We start from the raw sequence: 16,757 nt of genomic DNA, 5'->3' as shown, positions 1-16,757 counted from the left end.
GGCCGTCCCCGGCCGGCTCAGGTCCGTCAGGTCAGGGAACTTCGGAGGACAGATGTCGCCGCACAGCACTTCCGCACGCCCGCACACGGCCCCGCAAGGCGCGAACGAGGGCGCTAACGACGCCGCGAGCGCCCCGGGCGCGCGGCCGGACGCACCGTCCGGCCCGTCCGATCCGGCCTCCGGCAGCCCCGCCGCGCCGCCGACGGGGCTGCGCACCCTGGTGGTCGGCGCCGGGGCGGCCGGCACCGCGCTGGTGCGCGACCTCGGCCGGGCCCCGGAGTTCGGGCTCGCCCCGATCGGCCTGCTCGACGACGACCCGGCCAAGGCCGGCCAGGCGGTGGACGCCGTCCCCGTGCTCGGCACCCTGGCCGAGCTGACCGCGCTGGCGGTCGAGCACCGTGCCCAGGTCGTCGCGCTGGCCATCCCCGGGCTCGCCCCGCAGCGGGTCCGCGCGCTGGCCACCGCCGCCGCCGCGGCCGGCGCCGCCGTTCGCTACCTGCCGTCCTTCCTCGCCGCGCTGCGCCGCGAGGTGGTCGGCTCCGACATGCGCAGCCTGGACGTCAACCGGCTGATCGGCCGGCACGAGGTGCACGTGGTCTCCGCCGACGTCCGGGACGTGATCGAGGGCCGGCGGGTGCTGGTGACCGGCGCCGGCGGCTCGATCGGCAGCGAACTCTGCCGCCAGGTGAACGCGTTCAACCCCAGCGCGCTCTACATGCTCGACCACGACGAGTCCAATCTGCACCGGCTGCAGCTGGAGATCTGGGGCGAGGCGCTGCTCACCGACGAGTCGCTGGTGATCGCCGACATCCGGGACCGGCCGCGGATCCAGCAGATCTTCCGCGACCTCGAGCCCGAGGTGGTCTTCCACGCCGCCGCCCACAAGCACCTGCCGCTGCTGGAGCGCCACCCCAGCGAGGCCGTGAAGTCCAATGTGCTGGGCACCGACCACCTGGTGGAGGCGGCGCTGGCCACCGGCGTCGAGCGGTTCGTGCTGATCTCCACCGACAAGGCGGCCGACCCGACCTCGGTGCTCGGCGCGAGCAAGCGGCTGGCCGAGCTGATCGTCCAGGCGAACGCCCGGGACGCCCGCAACCTGGGCACCGGGGTGTTCTCCGCGGTGCGGTTCGGCAATGTGCTGGGCTCGCGCGGCTCGCTGCTCTCGGTGCTGGCCGAGCAACTGCGCAGCGGCGGCCCGGTGACGATCACCCACCCCGATGTCACCCGGTTCTTCATGACCATCGAGGAGGCCGTCGGCCTGGTGCTGGAGTCGGGCCGGATGGCGCGCGGCGGCGAGGTGTTCGTGCTGGACATGGGCGACCCGGTGCGGATCGTCGACCTGGTGCACAACTTCGCCGAGCAGGTGCAGCTGGCCAGGGACGAGGTGGAGATCCGCTACACCGGGCTGCGGGCCGGGGAGAAGCTCAACGAGGCGCTGTTCTCGGAGGGCGAGGAGCGGCTGTCGACCGCGCACGCGCGGATCTACGCCACCGTGGCGGACGCCGCGGCCGGGCCGGAGGACCTGGCCGGCGGGCTGACCGGACTGTACGGGGCGGCGGCGGTGAACAGCGACGACGAGGTGCGCCGCCGGCTGGCCGAGCTGCTGCCGGGCTACCGGACGCCGGAGCCCGTGCCCGCCCCGGTGCCCGCGCTGAGCACGCCGTACCCGGACGGGTTCTGAGGCCGCGGCCGCGGGATGCCCGGCGCGGCCTGCCGGCCGCGGGGCGCCGGCTACGGGATGTTGTCGAAGGGCGCGACCAGCTGCCGCAGCAGCCCGGCGAGCTCGCCCTGCTGGGCGGAGGTCAGCTGGGCGAGCAGCTCGCGCTCGTGCGCGAGCAGCCCGGCGAGCGCCTGGTCGGCGCGGTCGCGCCCGTCGTCGGTGAGCCGGACGAGGACACCGCGCCGGTCGTCCGGGTCGGGCAGCCGCTTGACCAGGCCCTTGCCGGTGAGGCGGTCGATCCGGTTGGTCATGGTGCCGGAGGTGACCAGGGTCTGGGTGAGCAGCTGGCCGGGGGAGAGCTGGTACGGGGAGCCGGCCCGCCGCAGCGCGGTCAGCACGTCGAACTCCCAGGGCTCAAGACCGTGCTCGGCGAAGGCGGTCCGGCGGGCGCGGTCGAGGTGTCGGGCGAGCCGGCTGACCCGGCTGAGCACTTCGAGCGGTTCCACGTCGAGGTCGGGGCGCTCTCTGCGCCATGCTGCGACCAGCCGATCGACCTCGTCCTCCATGACGATCAGTGTATCGGGGGTTCTGTCGATGTGAAGTCTCTTGACATCGAGAAATCCAGCCCCGAAGCCGACATGGACATCTTGATGTCGAGATACCTGCGAGGCCGATCACGACCGCCCCCGTCCGGGACCCCGCGCAGTACCTGCGCTTCGCCGACGAGCGGACCCGTCGGCTGCGCGACCCGCTCGCCCTCAGGCCTTGCGCTCGCCGACCAGCTTGGGGTGCCGCTCCATGCCCTCCAGGCCGTGCCAGGCCAGGTTCACCAGGTGGGCGGCCACGTCGGCCTTCTCCGGCTTGCGCACCTCCAGCCACCACTGGCCGGTCAGCGCGACCATCCCCACCAGCATCTGCGAGTACATCGGGGCGAGGCGCGCGTCGAAGCCGCGCGCCTTGAACTCCAGGCCCAGGATGTCCTCCACCTGGGTCGCGATGTCGCTGATCAGCGAGGCGAAGGTGCCGGTCGACTGGGCCACCGGGGAGTCCCGGACCAGGATCCGGAAGCCGTCCGTCGAGGTGTCGATGTAGTCCATCAGCGCGAACGCCGCCTGCTCCAGCAGCTCGCGCGAGTGCCCTCCGGTCAGCGCCCCCGTGACCATGTCGAGCAGCAGCTGCATCTCGCGGTCGACGACCACCGCGTACAGCCCCTCCTTGCCGCCGAAGTGCTCGTACACCACCGGCTTGGACACCCCGGCCCGCTCGGCGATCTCCTCCACCGAGGTGCCGTCGTAGCCGCGCTCGGCGAACACCGTGCGGCCGATCTCCAGCAGCTGCTCCCGGCGCTGCTTGCCGGTCATCCGCACCCGGCCACCCCGCCGGCGCGGCGCCGGCGCAGCGTCGTCCGGCCCGGCGGCGGCACGCGGACGGGCCTGCGCCGGGTCCGTCCGCGTGCTCTGGCGGCCGCCTGTGCTGTCTGCGCTGCTCCCGTTCACCCCTACATCATGCTGCAGGTGCGCCCTCATGCGGCGCGGCGGGCAGCGATCCGTTGCGCGTCCGGCCAGCGGACGTCCCGGACCCAGCCCGCCAGCTCGAACCAGCGGATCAGCCGGGCCGAGGAGTCGATCTGGCCGCGCAGGACGCCGTGCCGGGCCGAGGTGGGGTCGGCGTGGTGCAGGTTGTGCCAGGACTCGCCACAGGAGAGCAGGGCCAGCCACCAGACGTTGCCCGAGCGGTCCCGGGAGCGGAACGGCCGGCGGCCGACCGCGTGGCAGATCGAGTTGATCGACCAGGTGACGTGGTGCAGCAGCGCCACCCGGACCAGCGAGCCCCAGAAGAAGGCGGACAGCGCGCCCTGCCAGGAGAGCGTGACCAGCCCGCCGACCAGCGGCGGCAGCAGCATCGACAGGGCGGTCCAGAGCCAGAACAGCCGGGAGATCCGCCGCATGGCCGGGTCGCGGACGAGGTCCGGCGCGTACTTGAGCTGCGGGGTCTGCTCCTCGTCGAAGAGCCAGCCCATGTGGGCCCACCACAGGCCCTTGAGGAGTGCGGGGACGGTCTCGCCGTAGCGCCAGGGCGAGTGCGGGTCGCCGTCCTTGTCGCTGAACCGGTGGTGCTTGCGGTGGTCGGCCACCCAGCGCACCAGCGGCCCCTCGATCGCCAGCGAGCCGGCCACCGCGAGGGCGAGCCGCAGCGGGCGGTTGGCCTTGAAGGCGCCGTGGGTGAAGTAGCGGTGGTAGCCGACGGTGATGCCGTGGCAGGTGAGGAAGTACATGACGGTGGCGATCGCGAGGTCGGTCCAGCCGAGCCCCCACCCCCAGGCCACCGGGACGGCGGCGACCAGGGCGGCGAAGGGCGCGGCGATGAACAGCGCGAGCGCGGTCCGCTCGGCGGCGCCCTGCCGCTCCCCGCCGCGGGTGGCGGAGAGCAGCCTCGGCTCCTCCCCGGTGTCCGGGGCGACGGCGACAGCGACGGCGGCGGTGGCGGTGGGGGAGGTCGGGTCGGAGGGATCGGATCCGGGGGCGGAGGAGTCGAAGGGGCGCGCGGAATCGGCGTGCGCCTCGCCGGCCTGGATGGTCATGGGGCGTCCCTTGAGGGGGAGAGGACGGAGGCTACGTTCGCGTAACCTACGGAATCGTAGGTTGCGCTCCGCCACCGAGGGAATACGCGACCGGGCGGCGCTTGAGTGAATTCACCCGACTGGATGGATGACGTCCGGATCCCGGCGGGGGCCCCGGTGGGCCGGGCCGAGGAGGTAGATGTGACGGCCCATACCCCGTAGTCTTGGCGGAGCGCGTCCCCGGGAACGGGAGCGGATGCGCCGGTCCCGGATCGTCTAAGGGCAGGACAGCTGGTTTTGGTCCAGCTTATGGGGGTTCGAATCCTCCTCCGGGAGCCATTCTTCGGGCCGGTCGGCCCGGGTCGGTCCGCGACGGCTGCGCGACGGTTCCCGGGGCCGGAGGAGCGCAATTGCTCCGCGCACTATCCTCGAAGCGGCCAGGGCGCCGACGTGCGGGTCCCGCCACCGGCCGCTCTGCCCTCCCCGTGTAACCGAATGAGGAGCCTCCCCCCGTGAGTGCCAATTCGCCTGCCGCCGTTGTCGTCCTCGCCGCCGGTGGCGGGACCAGGATGAAGTCGAACAGCCTCCCCAAGGTGCTGCACGAGGTGTGCGGGCGGTCGCTGGTCGGCCACGCGGTGGCGGCGGCCGAGGAGTTGACGCCGAGCCAGCTGGTCGTGGTGATCGGGCACATGCGGGAGAAGGTGGCCGAGCACCTGGCGGCGCATCACCCGGGCGCCCGCGCCGTGGTCCAGGAGGAGCAGAACGGCACCGGGCACGCGGTGCGCACCGCGCTGGAGGCGCTGGCGGCCGACGGGATCGAGCTGGACGGCACCGTGATCGTCACCACCGGCGACGCGCCGCTGCTGACCGGCGGGACGCTGAGCGCGCTGGCCGGGGCGCACGCCGAGCAGGGCAACGGCGTGACCGTGCTGACCGCGGTGGTGCCGGACCCGTTCGGCTACGGCCGGATCCTGCGCGACGAGGCGGACGGCGCGGTCGCGGCGATCGTCGAGGAGAAGGACGCCTCGGACGCCCAGCGGGCGATCGGCGAGATCAACTCCGGCGTCTTCGCCTTCGACGCCAAGCTGCTGGTGGACGCGCTCGCCGAGGTCACCACGGACAACGCGCAGGGCGAGGAGTACCTGACCGACACCCTGGAGATCCTGCGCCGGGCCGGGCACCGGGTGGGCGCCGTGGTCGCGGCCGACTACCGGGACATCCTCGGCATCAACGACCGGGTGCAGCTCGCGCACGCCCGCCGGCTGCTGAACGACCGGCTGCTGGAGCGGGCGATGCGGGCCGGCGTGACCGTGGTGGACCCGGCGACCACCTGGTTCGACGTCCAGGTCTCCTACGAGCCGGACGCGGTGGTGCTGCCGAACACCCAGCTGCAGGGCGCCACCCATCTCGGCGAGGGCTGCGAGGTCGGCCCGAACTCGACGATCAAGGACACCCGGATCGGCGCCGGGGCATGTGTGAGCAACACCACGGCGGACCGCGCCGAGGTCGGCGAGCTCGCCACCGCCGGCCCGTACGCGTACCTGCGGCCGGGCGCCAGGCTGGCCCGCAAGGCCAAGGTCGGCACCTACGTCGAGGTGAAGAACTCGGAGCTGGGCGAGGGCGCCAAGGTGCCGCACCTCTCCTACATCGGCGACGCCACGATCGGCGAGGGCAGCAACATCGGTGCCGCCTCGGTGACCGTGAACTACGACGGTGTCAACAAGCACCGCACGGTGATCGGTGCGCACTGCCGTACCGGATCCGACAACATGTTCATCGCGCCGGTCACGGTGGGCGACGGCGCCTACACCGCGGCCGGTTCGGTGATCACCAGCGACGTGCCGGCCGGCGCCCTCGGAGTCGGCCGGGCCCAGCAGCGGAACATCGCCGGCTGGGTCGGGCGCAAGCGCCCGGAAACCACGTCGGCGCAGGCCGCGGCGGCCGCGACGGAGCGCGACGAGCAGGCCGCGACCGAGGCCTGAGCGGGCGGGCGGAAGCCCGGTGGACGGTCCCGGGGCGGACGGTTCGCGCGCGGGCGCGTAACCTTGGGGTCATACGTGCGCCATGGGGCCTACCGCCCGTGTCCAGGCGTACCGACAATTCCCCGACCCCTCTCGCCGGCTGGCGGACGCCTGCCCGCGGTGCGGACGGGATCGGCGTCAGCAACGCGAGGAGACGGTGGCAGTGAGCGGGATCACGACGTCGGGCGAGAAGAAACTGAAGCTCTTCTCCGGCCGTGCCCACCCGGAGCTGGCGGATGAGGTGGCCGCGTCACTGGGAACCGAACTGGTTCCGACCAAGGCCCTGGACTTCGCCAACGGTGAGATCTACGTCCGCTTCCTGGAGTCGGCGCGCGGTGCCGACTGCTTCGTGATGCAGAGCCACACGGCTCCCATCAACCAGTGGATCATGGAGCAGTTGATCATGATCGATGCTCTGAAGCGGGCCTCCGCCCGGAGCATCACCGCGATCCTGCCGTTCTACGGGTACGCCCGTCAGGACAAGAAGCACCTGGGCCGCGAGCCCATCTCCGCCCGGCTGGTCGCCGACCTGCTGCGCCAGGCGGGCGCCGACCGGCTGATGGCCGTGGACCTGCACACCGCGCAGATCCAGGGCTTCTTCGACGGCCCGGTGGACCACCTGTTCGCGCTGCCGCTGCTGGCCGACTACGTGGGCGAGCGGGTCGACCGCGACAAGCTCACCGTCGTCTCCCCGGACGCCGGCCGGGTCAAGGTGGCCGACCAGTGGTGCGACCGGCTGGACGCGCCGCTGGCGATCATCCACAAGCGCCGCGACATCACCCAGGCCAACACCATCCTGTCGGCCGACGTCGTCGGTGACGTCAAGGACCGGGTCTGCGTCCTGGTCGACGACATGATCGACACCGCCGGCACGATCTGCGCGGCCGCCGACGCGCTGTTCGACAACGGCGCCGCGGACGTCCTGGTGGCCGCCACCCACGGTGTGCTCTCCGGCCCGGCCGCGGACCGCCTGAAGAACTCCCGGGTCAGCGAGTTCGTGTTCACCAACACCCTGCCGACCCCGGCCTCGCTGCAGTTGGACAAGATCACCACGCTGTCGATCGCCCCGTCCATCGCCGCCGCGATCCGCGAGGTGTTCGAGGAGGGCTCGGTCACCAGCCTCTTCGAGGGCGTGCACTGACCAAGCCCGGTGTGCGCGGCCCCGGTCCCGTAGGGACCGGGGCCGCCGCCGATTTCGCGAGAGGGCGCCACTGCGGTTAGACTCGTGAAACTGCTCGGCGAGGGATGCCGTGTGCCCGCTCCGCGGGTGCCCGCTCCGTGATCGACGCGCTGCCGGCTCCGGAATCCCCGGCTTCCGGCAGAGGTCGTTGCGCCGCCGAGTGACCCCCGAAGTTATGAGGGTGTGGTCCCGGCGGTTTTTCGCGTTGCCTGCACCCCCGCGCCAGCTTTCACGAGGAGTGCAGTCGTGTCCGAGATCCGCCTTGCCGCCGAGACCCGCACCGAGTTCGGCAAGGGTGCCGCCCGTCGCGCCCGCCGCGCCGGCTTCGTCCCCGGTGTCGTCTACGGCCACGGCCACGCGCCGGTTCACCTGAACCTGCCGAGCCACGACCTGATGATGGCCCTGAAGACCCCGAACGCCCTGCTGGTCGTGCCGATCGAGGGCCAGGACGAGTACGTCCTGCCGAAGGCCGTCCAGCGCGAGGCCATCAAGCGCACCATCGAGCACGTCGACCTGCTGCTGGTCAAGCGCGGCGAGAAGGTCACCGTCGAGATCCCGGTCCACACCGAGGGCGAGCTGGCCCCGGGCGGCAACCTGCTGGAGCACGTCCTGCAGGCCCTGCCGATCGAGGCCGAGGCCACCCACCTGCCCGAGGCCGTCACCGTCTCGGTCGAGGGCCTGGAGGCCGGCGCCTCGATCCACGCCAAGGACATCGTCCTGCCGAACGGTGTCTCGCTGGCCGTCGAGGCCGACGCCGTCGTGCTGCAGGTCATCGCCGCCCAGGCCGCTCCCGCCGAGGAGGAGGCCGAGGAGGCCGAGGCCGGCGCCGAGGCCTGAGCCTCGCACGCAGTCCGAGACCGCTGCCCCGGTCGCTCCCGCTGGAGCGGCCGGGGCAGCGGCGTGTCCGGGATGATGGCGGTGAACATGACCACGAGGAGCGGTGGGATGAACGACGAATCGTACGAAGGCCCCTGGCTGGTGGTGGGGCTGGGCAACCCCGGGGAGCAGTACGCCCGGAACCGGCACAACATCGGGTTCATGGTGGTGGACCTGCTGGCCCGGCGGATGGGCGCGAAGTTCAAGGCCCACAAGAGCCGGGCCCAGGTCGCCGAGGGGCGGCTGGCGGGCCGGCGCGTGGTGCTGGCCAAGCCGCAGTCGTTCATGAACCTCTCCGGCGGACCGGTCACCGCGCTGCGCGACTTCTACAAGGCGCCGCTCTCCGCGCTGGTGGCCGTCCACGACGAGCTGGACATCGACTACGCGGCCCTGCGGCTGAAGCTGGGCGGCGGCGACAACGGGCACAACGGGCTGAAGTCCGTCACCAAGTCGCTCGGCCCGGACTACCACCGGGTGCGGTGCGGGATCGGCCGTCCGCCCGGCCGGATGGAGGTCGCGGACTTCGTGCTGAAGGACTTCTCCGCCACCGAGCGCAAGGACCTGGAGTGGTTCGTGGACCGCTCGGCGGACGCGGTGGAGGCACTGCTCTCCGAGGGCCTGGAACGGGCCCAGTCGACGTACAACTCCTGACCCGCGGTCATGCCTCCGCCGCCGGGAGGGGTGGTGGTCCGAACGCGCAACGGTCGTACAACTCTTGGGCGGCAAACCTGAATACCTGTGAGAAATCTGTGCGGATCGGATAGCGTCGGGGCAGTACGCGAACGAGTTGGGGAGTTCTCGATGCGGAGTCTGCGGCCGGTCCGGCGCCTTCGGCGGATCCGGGTGGTGCGGCTGAGGAAGCTCGGACGGCGGGCGGGCACCGCGGGTGCGCTGGGGGCCGCGGGCGCGCTCGGCGCCGCCGGGATGCTGCTGGGCGCGGCCGGCGCGGCGCACGCGGACTCGGTCGCGGAGCCCGATCCGGGTGTGGTGTCCCCGGAGCCCGTCTCGGCGCAGCTCGGCCCGGTGCTCGGCGGCTCGGTCGGCGGTGACGCGGGCCTGCTGGCCGTCGGCGGCGGGCTGGTCGTGGCGGCCGGCGGCGCGGCCCTTTGGGTCAAGCGCCACCGCACGGGCGACGCCGGGGAGTGACACCGGAGGTGTGGCGCAGGGGCCGGGGACCGAGCTGATCGGATCCCGGCCCCTGCGGCTTTTCCCGCCGGGCGTGTCACCCGTTTCCGTGCTCCCGTGCGTCTGGTGGGCATGAAGCGCGAATCGATGCGGTCGGGGGACCCTGCCGAGGGCACCCGGCAGGACGACCTGTTCGACGAGTTCGTCTCGGCGCGGTACCAGGCCCTGCTCCGCGGCGCGTTCCTGATCACCGGGGACGTGCACGACGCCCGGGACCTGCTGCACGACGCCCTGTCCCGGGTGTACGTGCGACGCGGGGCGATCCGCGATCCGGGCGCGGTCGAGGCCTACGTCCGCCGGACGATGGTCCGCACCCATGTGTCGCGGTGGCGGCGGACCCGGCGGGAGGTGCTGACGCCGCTGCTGCCGGACTCCCCGGCGGCCGCGGTGGATCCCCGGGACGAGGAACTGGAGACGGCGCTGCGGTCGCTGCCGCCCCGTCAGCGGACGGCGGTGGTGCTCCGGTACTACGCCGACCTGTCGGTGGCCCAGGTGGCCGAGGAGCTCGGCTGCTCCCCGGCGACGGCCAAGACCCATCTGGCCCGTGCGATGAGGACGCTTCGGCAGGAGCTGGCACCCGTGAAGGAGATGGTGGGTCATGACGGCTGAGGAGAAGGGCGCGAAGCCGGGGGAAGCCGGCGCGGACGCGTTCGAGCGGGAGCTGGTCGTCCGGCTCGGCACCCGGGCCGGCGCGGTGAGCGGCCACCCGCCGCTGGCGGTGCTGCGGGAGGCCGGACGGCGCCGGGCCAGGCAGCGGTTCGCGGCGCAGTCGGCCGCGGTGGTCGCCGTGCTGGCGCTGGGCCTCGGGGTGGTGACGCAGCTCGGCGGGGGCGGCGGGGCCGGGGCGGTGGGCCCGGCGGGGCTGAGCCCGACCGGGCTGCGTTCGTCGGACCTGGGCGGGGTGCCGGTGCCGTCGTCGGGTGGCGGGCGGCCGTTCTCCGGGGCGCCGGCGGCCTCGCCCTCGTCCTCGGGGCCGGACTACCTGGGGCCGCTGTCGAGCTGTCCGCAGGGCCCGGCCTCGCTGCGGTTGCCGCGCTGGGCGGAGATGACCAGTCCGACGCCGTCGGACTGGTCGCCGCCACCGCCGCGCTCGCCCACCGGGTCGCCGGAGCCCTCGTCGAGCACCAGCGGGGGGCAGGTCAACCGCCATGTGGGCGAGGTGCAGGTCGAGGTCAGGCAGCTCGTCGCGACGGGGTATCCGGACCAGTACCTCGGGACCTGCGTCGACCTGCTGACCGCCGAGCTGTGGGTGCTGCGGGTGCCGGGGGGCGACATCGACCGGAAGGTGCTGGACACCGTCCCGCACTTCGGGGTGACGATCCGCTTCACGGACGTGGCGTCCTCGCGCAAGCACTTCGTGGAGCTGATGACCCGGATCGAGGAGACCGACCGGGACTACTGGGCCGCGAAGGGGGTGACCGTCCGGCGGGTCCGGCTGTCCGAGGACGGGGCCGGGGTGTCCGTGGTCACCGACCAGGCGGACGCCGCGCGGGCCGACATCCTGGCCCGCTACGGCGCCGAGGTCGTCGAGGTGCGTCCGAACTGACCCGACGGGGGTGGGGCGGTCCGGAACGGGGAGGGCCCCGCTGCGCGTGCACGCGCAGCGGGGCCCCGTGGTGTCCGGGGAGCGCCGGTCAGCCGGTGTTGCGCAGGCCGGCGGCGATGCCGTTGACGGTCAGCAGCAGCGCCCGGGCCCGCAGCGGGTCCTCGGGGCGGCCGGTGGCGACCTCCTCGCGCTGCCGGCGCAGCAGCGCGACCTGGAGGTAGGAGATCGGGTCGAGGTAGGCGTCGCGGACCGCGAAGGTCTGCTTGAGCACCGGGTTGTGCTCCAGCAGCTCGTTCTCCCCGGTGAGGCGGAGCACCTCGCGCAGGGTGAGGTCGTGCTCGGCCTGGATCTGCTCGAAGACGTGGTGCAGTCCGGCGGGGACCAGCTGCTCGACGTAGTGGCGGGCGATCCGCAGGTCGGTCTTGGCCAGCGTCATGGCGACGTTGGACAGGAAGTTGCGGAAGAAGTGCCACTGGCCGTACATCTCGTCGAGCACGTCGCCCAGGCCCGCCTCGCGGGCGGCGGCCAGGCCGGCGCCGACGCCGTACCAGCCGGGGACGATCTGGCGGGACTGGGTCCAGCCGAACACCCACGGGATGGCCCGCAGGCCGTCCAGGCCGGCGCCGGAGTCGGGGCGGCGGGACGGGCGGGAGCCCAGGTGCAGCGAGGCGAGCTGGTCGACCGGGGTGGCGGCGAAGAAGTACTTCGGCAGGTCGTCCTGCTCGACCAGGGCCCGGTAGGAGGTGTGCGCGGCCTCGGAGACCCGGTCCATGGCGGCGTCCCAGCGGGCCAGCTCCTCGGGGGCCTGGCGCGGGGCGGTGTGCAGCGCGGAGGCGGCCAGCGTGGCGGAGAGGGTCAGTTCGAGGTTCTCCCGGGCCAGCGAGGGCAGCAGGTACTTGTCGGAGATGACCTCGCCCTGCTCGGTGACCTTGATCTCGCCCTCCAGGGTGCCCCACGGCTGGGCCAGGATGGCCTCGTGCGAGGGGCCGCCGCCGCGGCCGACGGTGCCGCCGCGGCCGTGGAAGAGCCGCAGCCGGATGCCGTAGCGGTGGGCGACGTCGCGCAGCCGGCGCTGGGCGCGGTGGATCTCCCACTGGGAGGTGGTGATGCCGCCGAACTTGGAGGAGTCGGAGTAGCCGAGCATGACCTCCTGGACGTCGCCGCGCAGCGAGACGAGCAGCCGGTAGGAGGGGTCGGAGAGCATCTCGTCGAGGATCCGGTCGGCCTGCTGCAGCTCGTCGGTGGTCTCCAGCAGCGGCACGATGCCGATCTTGGCGATCCCGGCGTGCAGGTCGATCAGGCCGGCCTCGCGGGCCAGCACGGTGGCGGCGAAGACGTCGTCGGCGCCCTGGCACATCGAGATGATGTACGACTCGACGATCTCGTCGCCGAACCGCTCGAAGCCCTCGCGGATGGTGGTGAAGACGCCGAGGGTCTTGGCGCCGGCGGCGTCCAGCGGGGCCGGGGTGGGGGCGAGCGGGCGGCGCGAGCGCAGCTCCTTGGCGAGCAGCCGCTGGCGGTACTCGCGGGGCATGTCGGCGTAGCGCCAGGCCTCCTCGCCGAGCCGGTCGAAGAGCTGGCCGAGCGCGTGGTGGTGGGCCTCGGCGTGCTCGCGCACGTCCATGGTGGCGAGCTGCAGGCCGAACGCCTCGATGGTGCGGATGGCGCGGGCGAGCCGGCCGTCGGCGATCAGCTCGCCGCGGTGGGCGCGCAGCGAGTCCTGGATCATCCGCAGGTCGGCGACCAGCTCGCGGGTGCCGAGGTAGTCGCGGCCCTCGACGTGCGGGGTGCCGCCGGCCAGCCGCTCGCGGGTGTTCTCCAGCTTGAGCCGGATGCAGGTGGCCTTGAGGCGGTAGGGCTCCTCGGCGTTCATCCGCTTGTAGCGCGGGCTCAGCTCGGGGAGGAGGTGGAGGTCGGTGTTGAGCGAGGCGAGCAGCTCGACGGAGGCGCCGGCCAGCCGCTCCGAGGTGGAGAGGGTGCTGCGCAGGTCGTCGATGGCGGCGAGGGCGTCCTTGATGCCGTACTCGTGCTGGAGGTTGAGGACGTCCCAGGTGACCTGCGGGGTGACGTTGGGGTTGCCGTCGCGGTCACCGCCGATCCAGGTGCCGAAGGTGAGCGGGCGCACGCCGTCGGGCAGCTCCAGGCCGACCCGGGCGAGTTCCTCGTGCAGTTCCTCCAGGACCTGCGGGACGGCGTCGCGGTAGAGCTCGTCGAGGTAGTAGACGGCGTTGCGGGCCTCGTCGGTGGGCTCCGGGCGGGCGATGCGCAGCTCGTCGGTCTGCCAGAGCAGGTCGATGACCTCGGCGAGGCGGCGGTCGGCCTGGCGGCGGGCGGAGGAGGTCCGCGCGGGGGTGGCCTGGGAGAGGCCGGCGGCGATCTCCTCGCGGTGGATGCGGTCCAGCAGCTCGCCGATCCGGCGCAGCTTGTTGAGGACGCTGCGGCGGGCGGCCTCGGTCGGGTGCGCGGTGAAGACCGGGCGGACGGCGAGGTGGGCCAGGGTGGTCCCGAGGTGCTTGGGGTCGGCGTCGGCCAGCTGGTCGGCGGTCTGCGCCAGCAGCGAGCCCTCGCGGGCGCGGCGGGTGGCGAACTCGCGGCCGCGGTGCACCTGCTCGGTGACGTTGGCGAGGTGGAAGTAGGTGGAGAAGGCGCGCACCAGCTTGGCGGCGGTCTCCAGGTCGATGTCGGAGAGCAGTTCGGCGGTGGCCTCGCCGTCGGTGCGGCTGAGCAGCCGGACCTGTTCGACCAGGCCGAGCAGCTGGGGACCTTCCTGGCGGACCAGCGTCTCGCCGAGCAGGTCGCCGAGGCGACGGATGTCCGCGCGCAACGCGGCGTTGTCGGCGACCACGGGGGTCGGGTTGTCCGCCTGGCTGGGGACCGGAGCGGTCACGGCTGGCTCCCTCGGGGTGGTGGGGTGTTCGGCAACGGCTCATCGTCACAGGGCTGCCCCGCGTGTGGCGGGTGTGACGCGTGCGGACCGCGCTGTCCGACGCGACCAGCATAGGTGTCGGCCGGGGCGCTGTCCGCGAAGTGGCCGGATGGCGGACAGGGATGCCCCGGTACCGTATGTGGTCTGGACCACTTCGGGGTGCCGGCGGCCGCCCGCGCGAATTCCCGGCGCAACCCGGTGGGGGACGGCCGGGGGCGCGCCGTAGTCTGTGGGGCATGAGCAAGTCGCCTGGGGAGCGCGCGCGGGACCGGACGTCGTTCTTGTGGTGGCCGCGGCGGCGCAGCGCCCTCCTGGACGCCGGGCTCGCCGCGCTGGCGGCGCTGGAGTGTGCCGGCAGCTCGATCGCCTACATCGGCGGCCGGGTCCACCTGAGCGCGACGGGCCAGATCGTGGTCGGGACGTTCGCCGCGCTGGCCGGTGCCACCCTGGTGGTGCGGCGGCGCTGGCCGGTCGTCCCGGTGGTGGTCGCCCTGCTCGCCATGCCGGCCGTGCCCAGCATGGTGCTGCTGCTGGTGGCGCTGTACACGCTGGCCGAGACCTGGGAGTGGCCCTCGCGCCGCCGGCGGGTGGTGGCGCTCTCCGCGCTCGCCTACGCCGAGACGGCCGGGGTGATCCTGATGTCGATGCTCAACCCCGGCGAGCCGGTGGTCGACCAGCCGCCGTACTGGGGCCAGGTGGTGCTGTCGCTGCTGATGGCGGCCGGCGCGACCGCGGTGCCGGTGGTGACCGGCCTGTACGTCGGCGCCCGGCGGCGGCTGATCGACTCGCTCAAGGACCGCGCGCACGGCCTGGAGGCCGAGCTGGACCTGCTGGCCGAGCAGGCCCGGGAGCGCGCCCGCCGGGCCCGGCTGGAGGAGCGCACCCGGATCGCCCGGGAGATGCACGACGTGGTGGCGCACCGGGTCTCGCTGATGGTGGTGCACGCCGGGGCGCTGGAGCGGATCGTCGCCAAGGACCCGGAGAAGGCGACGCAGAGCGCCAAGCTGATGGGCGAGGTCGGCCGGCAGGCGCTCAACGAGCTGCGGGAGATCCTCGGCGTGCTGCGGATGTCCGAGGAGAGCGCCGCGGAGCCGGACTCGCTGACCGCGCTGCCGCGGCTGGTCGACCAGTCCCGGGCGGCCGGGATGGCCGTCACCCTGACCGTCAGCGGCAGCCGGCAGGAGTTCACCGGCGAGGCCGAGCAGACCGCGTACCGGGTGGTGCAGGAGGGGCTGACCAACGCGCACAAGCACGCCGGCGGCGCGCAGGTGTCGGTGCTGCTCGCCTACGCGCCGAACGGCGTGCGGGTGAGCGTGGTGAACGCCTGCCCCGGCGGCGAACGGGCCGCCGCCGCGCTGCCCAGCGGCGGCAACGGGCTGGTCGGGATGCGCGAGCGGGTGGTCGCGCTCGGCGGCACCTTCTCGGCGGGGCCGGAGCGGGACGGCGGGTTCCGGGTGGAGGCGGTGCTGCCGTCCCGGTTGGCGGTCCGCCAGGACCGACTGGTGTAGCGCGGCCGTCAGGCGTCGTCCGCGGTGCGCAGCCGTTCCGGGGCGGTGCCCAGGACCAGGGCGCTGATCGCCTGGTCGACGTCCTGGCCGAGGAACCACTCGCCGGTGTGGTCCAGGCTGTGGACCCGGCCCTCCTCGTCGATCGCCAGCAGCGCCTGCCCGTACGCCTCCTCGCCCAGCGGGGCGATCCGGACGTCCAGGGCGCGGCCCAGGTCGGCCAGGGTGCGCGGCTGGTGCAGGCCGCACAGCGGGTCGATCAGGAACGGTGTGCGGGCCAGCTGCCGGCCGGGCCCGGCCAGGTCGAAGGCGAGGCCGCCGAACTCGGCCCAGGCCTCCACCGCCGCCGGGAACACCGCGTGCTGGACGCCGGCCGGGCTGCCGTGCCCGACCAGGGCGTCGGCCCACTCCTCGGCCTGCCGGATCTGCCAGCGTCCGGGGTGCCAGCCGGCCGCCTTGAGCTCGGCGGCGACGTCGGCCGGGAAGCGCGGGCGGGTCCGCAGCGCGGGACCGCCGGGCGGGGCCGGGGGCGGGGAGGGGGCGGGCGGATTCAGGACGGGCTCCGGAGGCTCGGGGACGGGGGACGGGCGGTGCGCGGCGCGGCCGGCGCGGGGGCGGCCGGGCCGACCGCGACGCTCTGGACGGTGAAGTGCTCCAGCAGCGGCGCGCAGGAGCGGCACGGCGGTGCGTGGGTGCCGTGTGCGGGATCGTGCTCCTCGCGGATCCGCACGGTGGTCAGCCGGGCGCCCTTGAGCGCCTTGCGCGCCTCGTGCAGGCTCATCGGCTTGCGGGCGGCGCGCTTGGAGCGGCGGCCGTCGACGGTGGTCAGGTACCGGGAGAGCAGGACCGCCTCCGGGCAGCGGCCGGTGAAGCGCTCGCGGTGCTCCGGCGGCAGCGCGTCGAGGAAGTCGCCGACCAGCGGGTGCAGCACGGGCCGGCGGTCCGCCTTGTCGCCGGCCAGGGTGTGCACGTCGCCGCCCTTCAGCGAGAGCGCGGCGGCGACGGCGGGCAGCAGGCTGTCACGGAGGTGGCGCAGCACCGGCGGTCCGGCCGGTTCCCCGGTGGTCATGGCGTCGGCCTCCTCGTCGTCCCGCTCGTCGTCCGTCGTCCGTCGTCCGCCTCCTGCCCGGCCCCTCCCCCCGGCCCGGTGTGGCACGGCTGTCAGGGGCCAGCCTGTCAAACGACACTGACAACCGCACATCCGGGGTGCGGCGCGCCGCACCGACCGGCGGACGTGCACGCAACGTTGGCCGGATCCGCACGGCATCATCACGACTCGTTCGCCGGTTTCCCGAATC

General features: G+C 73.6%; 15 protein-coding genes and 1 tRNA gene. 10 read left to right on the top strand and 6 right to left on the bottom strand.

Annotated elements, in window-relative coordinates:
- Window positions 1-52: 52 nt before the first annotated feature.
- Complete coding sequence (locus ACFCLZ_RS16755; RefSeq protein WP_380285697.1) at window positions 53-1,681, top strand: polysaccharide biosynthesis protein; 1,629 nt, start codon at window positions 53-55, stop codon at window positions 1,679-1,681.
- Between the two features lie 50 nt (window positions 1,682-1,731).
- On the opposite strand, the gene ACFCLZ_RS16750 is transcribed toward ACFCLZ_RS16755, so the two are convergent.
- The 3 genes from ACFCLZ_RS16750 to ACFCLZ_RS16740 form a co-directional block, all read right to left on the bottom strand.
- Window positions 1,732-2,226 carry a MarR family transcriptional regulator gene (locus ACFCLZ_RS16750; protein WP_320435994.1) on the bottom strand — a complete coding sequence of 165 codons (495 nt, stop codon included), beginning with the start codon at window positions 2,224-2,226 and terminating at the stop codon, window positions 1,732-1,734.
- Between the two features lie 192 nt (window positions 2,227-2,418).
- A complete protein-coding gene (locus ACFCLZ_RS16745; RefSeq protein WP_380285696.1) occupies window positions 2,419-3,021 on the bottom strand; it encodes a TetR/AcrR family transcriptional regulator in 603 nt (200 codons plus the stop codon).
- 161 nt (window positions 3,022-3,182) lie between these two features.
- Entirely contained in the window at window positions 3,183-4,241 is a 1,059-nt protein-coding gene (locus ACFCLZ_RS16740) for an acyl-CoA desaturase (RefSeq protein ID WP_380285695.1), read from the bottom strand.
- A gap of 244 nt (window positions 4,242-4,485) precedes the next feature.
- On the opposite strand from ACFCLZ_RS16740, the gene ACFCLZ_RS16735 reads away from it, so the two are divergent.
- The 8 genes from ACFCLZ_RS16735 to ACFCLZ_RS16700 all read left to right on the top strand — a co-directional run bounded on the left by ACFCLZ_RS16735 (window position 4,486) and on the right by ACFCLZ_RS16700 (window position 11,028).
- Window positions 4,486-4,559 (top strand) — tRNA-Gln (locus ACFCLZ_RS16735).
- A 173-nt stretch (window positions 4,560-4,732) separates the two neighbouring features.
- Complete coding sequence (gene glmU, locus ACFCLZ_RS16730) at window positions 4,733-6,202, top strand: bifunctional UDP-N-acetylglucosamine diphosphorylase/glucosamine-1-phosphate N-acetyltransferase GlmU (protein WP_380285694.1); 1,470 nt, start codon at window positions 4,733-4,735, stop codon at window positions 6,200-6,202.
- A gap of 202 nt (window positions 6,203-6,404) precedes the next feature.
- A complete protein-coding gene (locus tag ACFCLZ_RS16725; protein ID WP_380285693.1) occupies window positions 6,405-7,382 on the top strand; it encodes a ribose-phosphate diphosphokinase in 978 nt (325 codons plus the stop codon).
- A 285-nt stretch (window positions 7,383-7,667) separates the two neighbouring features.
- Window positions 7,668-8,258, top strand: coding sequence for a 50S ribosomal protein L25/general stress protein Ctc (locus ACFCLZ_RS16720; protein ID WP_380285692.1), 591 nt, complete (start codon window positions 7,668-7,670; stop codon window positions 8,256-8,258).
- A gap of 108 nt (window positions 8,259-8,366) precedes the next feature.
- Window positions 8,367-8,948 carry an aminoacyl-tRNA hydrolase gene (gene pth / locus ACFCLZ_RS16715; RefSeq protein ID WP_380285691.1) on the top strand — a complete coding sequence of 194 codons (582 nt, stop codon included), beginning with the start codon at window positions 8,367-8,369 and terminating at the stop codon, window positions 8,946-8,948.
- A gap of 150 nt (window positions 8,949-9,098) precedes the next feature.
- Window positions 9,099-9,443 (top strand): hypothetical protein, encoded by a 345-nt coding sequence (locus tag ACFCLZ_RS16710; RefSeq protein ID WP_380285690.1) that lies wholly within the window; start codon window positions 9,099-9,101, stop codon window positions 9,441-9,443.
- A 111-nt stretch (window positions 9,444-9,554) separates the two neighbouring features.
- On the top strand, window positions 9,555-10,091 hold the full coding sequence (locus ACFCLZ_RS16705; protein WP_380285689.1) for a SigE family RNA polymerase sigma factor: 537 nt from the start codon (window positions 9,555-9,557) through the stop codon (window positions 10,089-10,091).
- Entirely contained in the window at window positions 10,081-11,028 is a 948-nt protein-coding gene (locus ACFCLZ_RS16700; RefSeq protein WP_380285688.1) for a hypothetical protein, read from the top strand. The genes ACFCLZ_RS16705 and ACFCLZ_RS16700 overlap by 11 nt, the downstream gene beginning before the upstream one ends.
- A gap of 88 nt (window positions 11,029-11,116) precedes the next feature.
- Here ACFCLZ_RS16700 and ppc read toward each other — a convergent pair whose 3' ends face one another.
- A complete protein-coding gene (gene ppc, locus ACFCLZ_RS16695) occupies window positions 11,117-13,915 on the bottom strand; it encodes a phosphoenolpyruvate carboxylase (protein WP_380285687.1) in 2,799 nt (932 codons plus the stop codon).
- 275 nt (window positions 13,916-14,190) lie between these two features.
- Between ppc and ACFCLZ_RS16690 the strand changes: the two genes are divergently transcribed.
- On the top strand, window positions 14,191-15,462 hold the full coding sequence (locus ACFCLZ_RS16690) for a sensor histidine kinase (protein WP_380285686.1): 1,272 nt from the start codon (window positions 14,191-14,193) through the stop codon (window positions 15,460-15,462).
- 8 nt (window positions 15,463-15,470) lie between these two features.
- On the opposite strand, the gene ACFCLZ_RS16685 is transcribed toward ACFCLZ_RS16690, so the two are convergent.
- Complete coding sequence (locus ACFCLZ_RS16685) at window positions 15,471-15,962, bottom strand: SUKH-3 domain-containing protein (protein ID WP_380286192.1); 492 nt, start codon at window positions 15,960-15,962, stop codon at window positions 15,471-15,473.
- A 47-nt stretch (window positions 15,963-16,009) separates the two neighbouring features.
- Window positions 16,010-16,528: a YwqJ-related putative deaminase gene (locus tag ACFCLZ_RS16680; RefSeq protein ID WP_380285685.1), complete on the bottom strand. Its 519-nt coding sequence runs from the start codon at window positions 16,526-16,528 to the stop codon at window positions 16,010-16,012.
- Between the last annotated feature and the right edge of the window lie 229 nt (window positions 16,529-16,757).

It is taken from the genome of Kitasatospora purpeofusca, assembly GCF_042691725.1.
Classification (GTDB): Bacteria; Actinomycetota; Actinomycetes; order Streptomycetales; family Streptomycetaceae; genus Kitasatospora; species Kitasatospora purpeofusca_B.
Note: the sequence above shows the minus strand (reverse complement) of the source record. Positions and strands in the feature narration are given on the sequence as shown.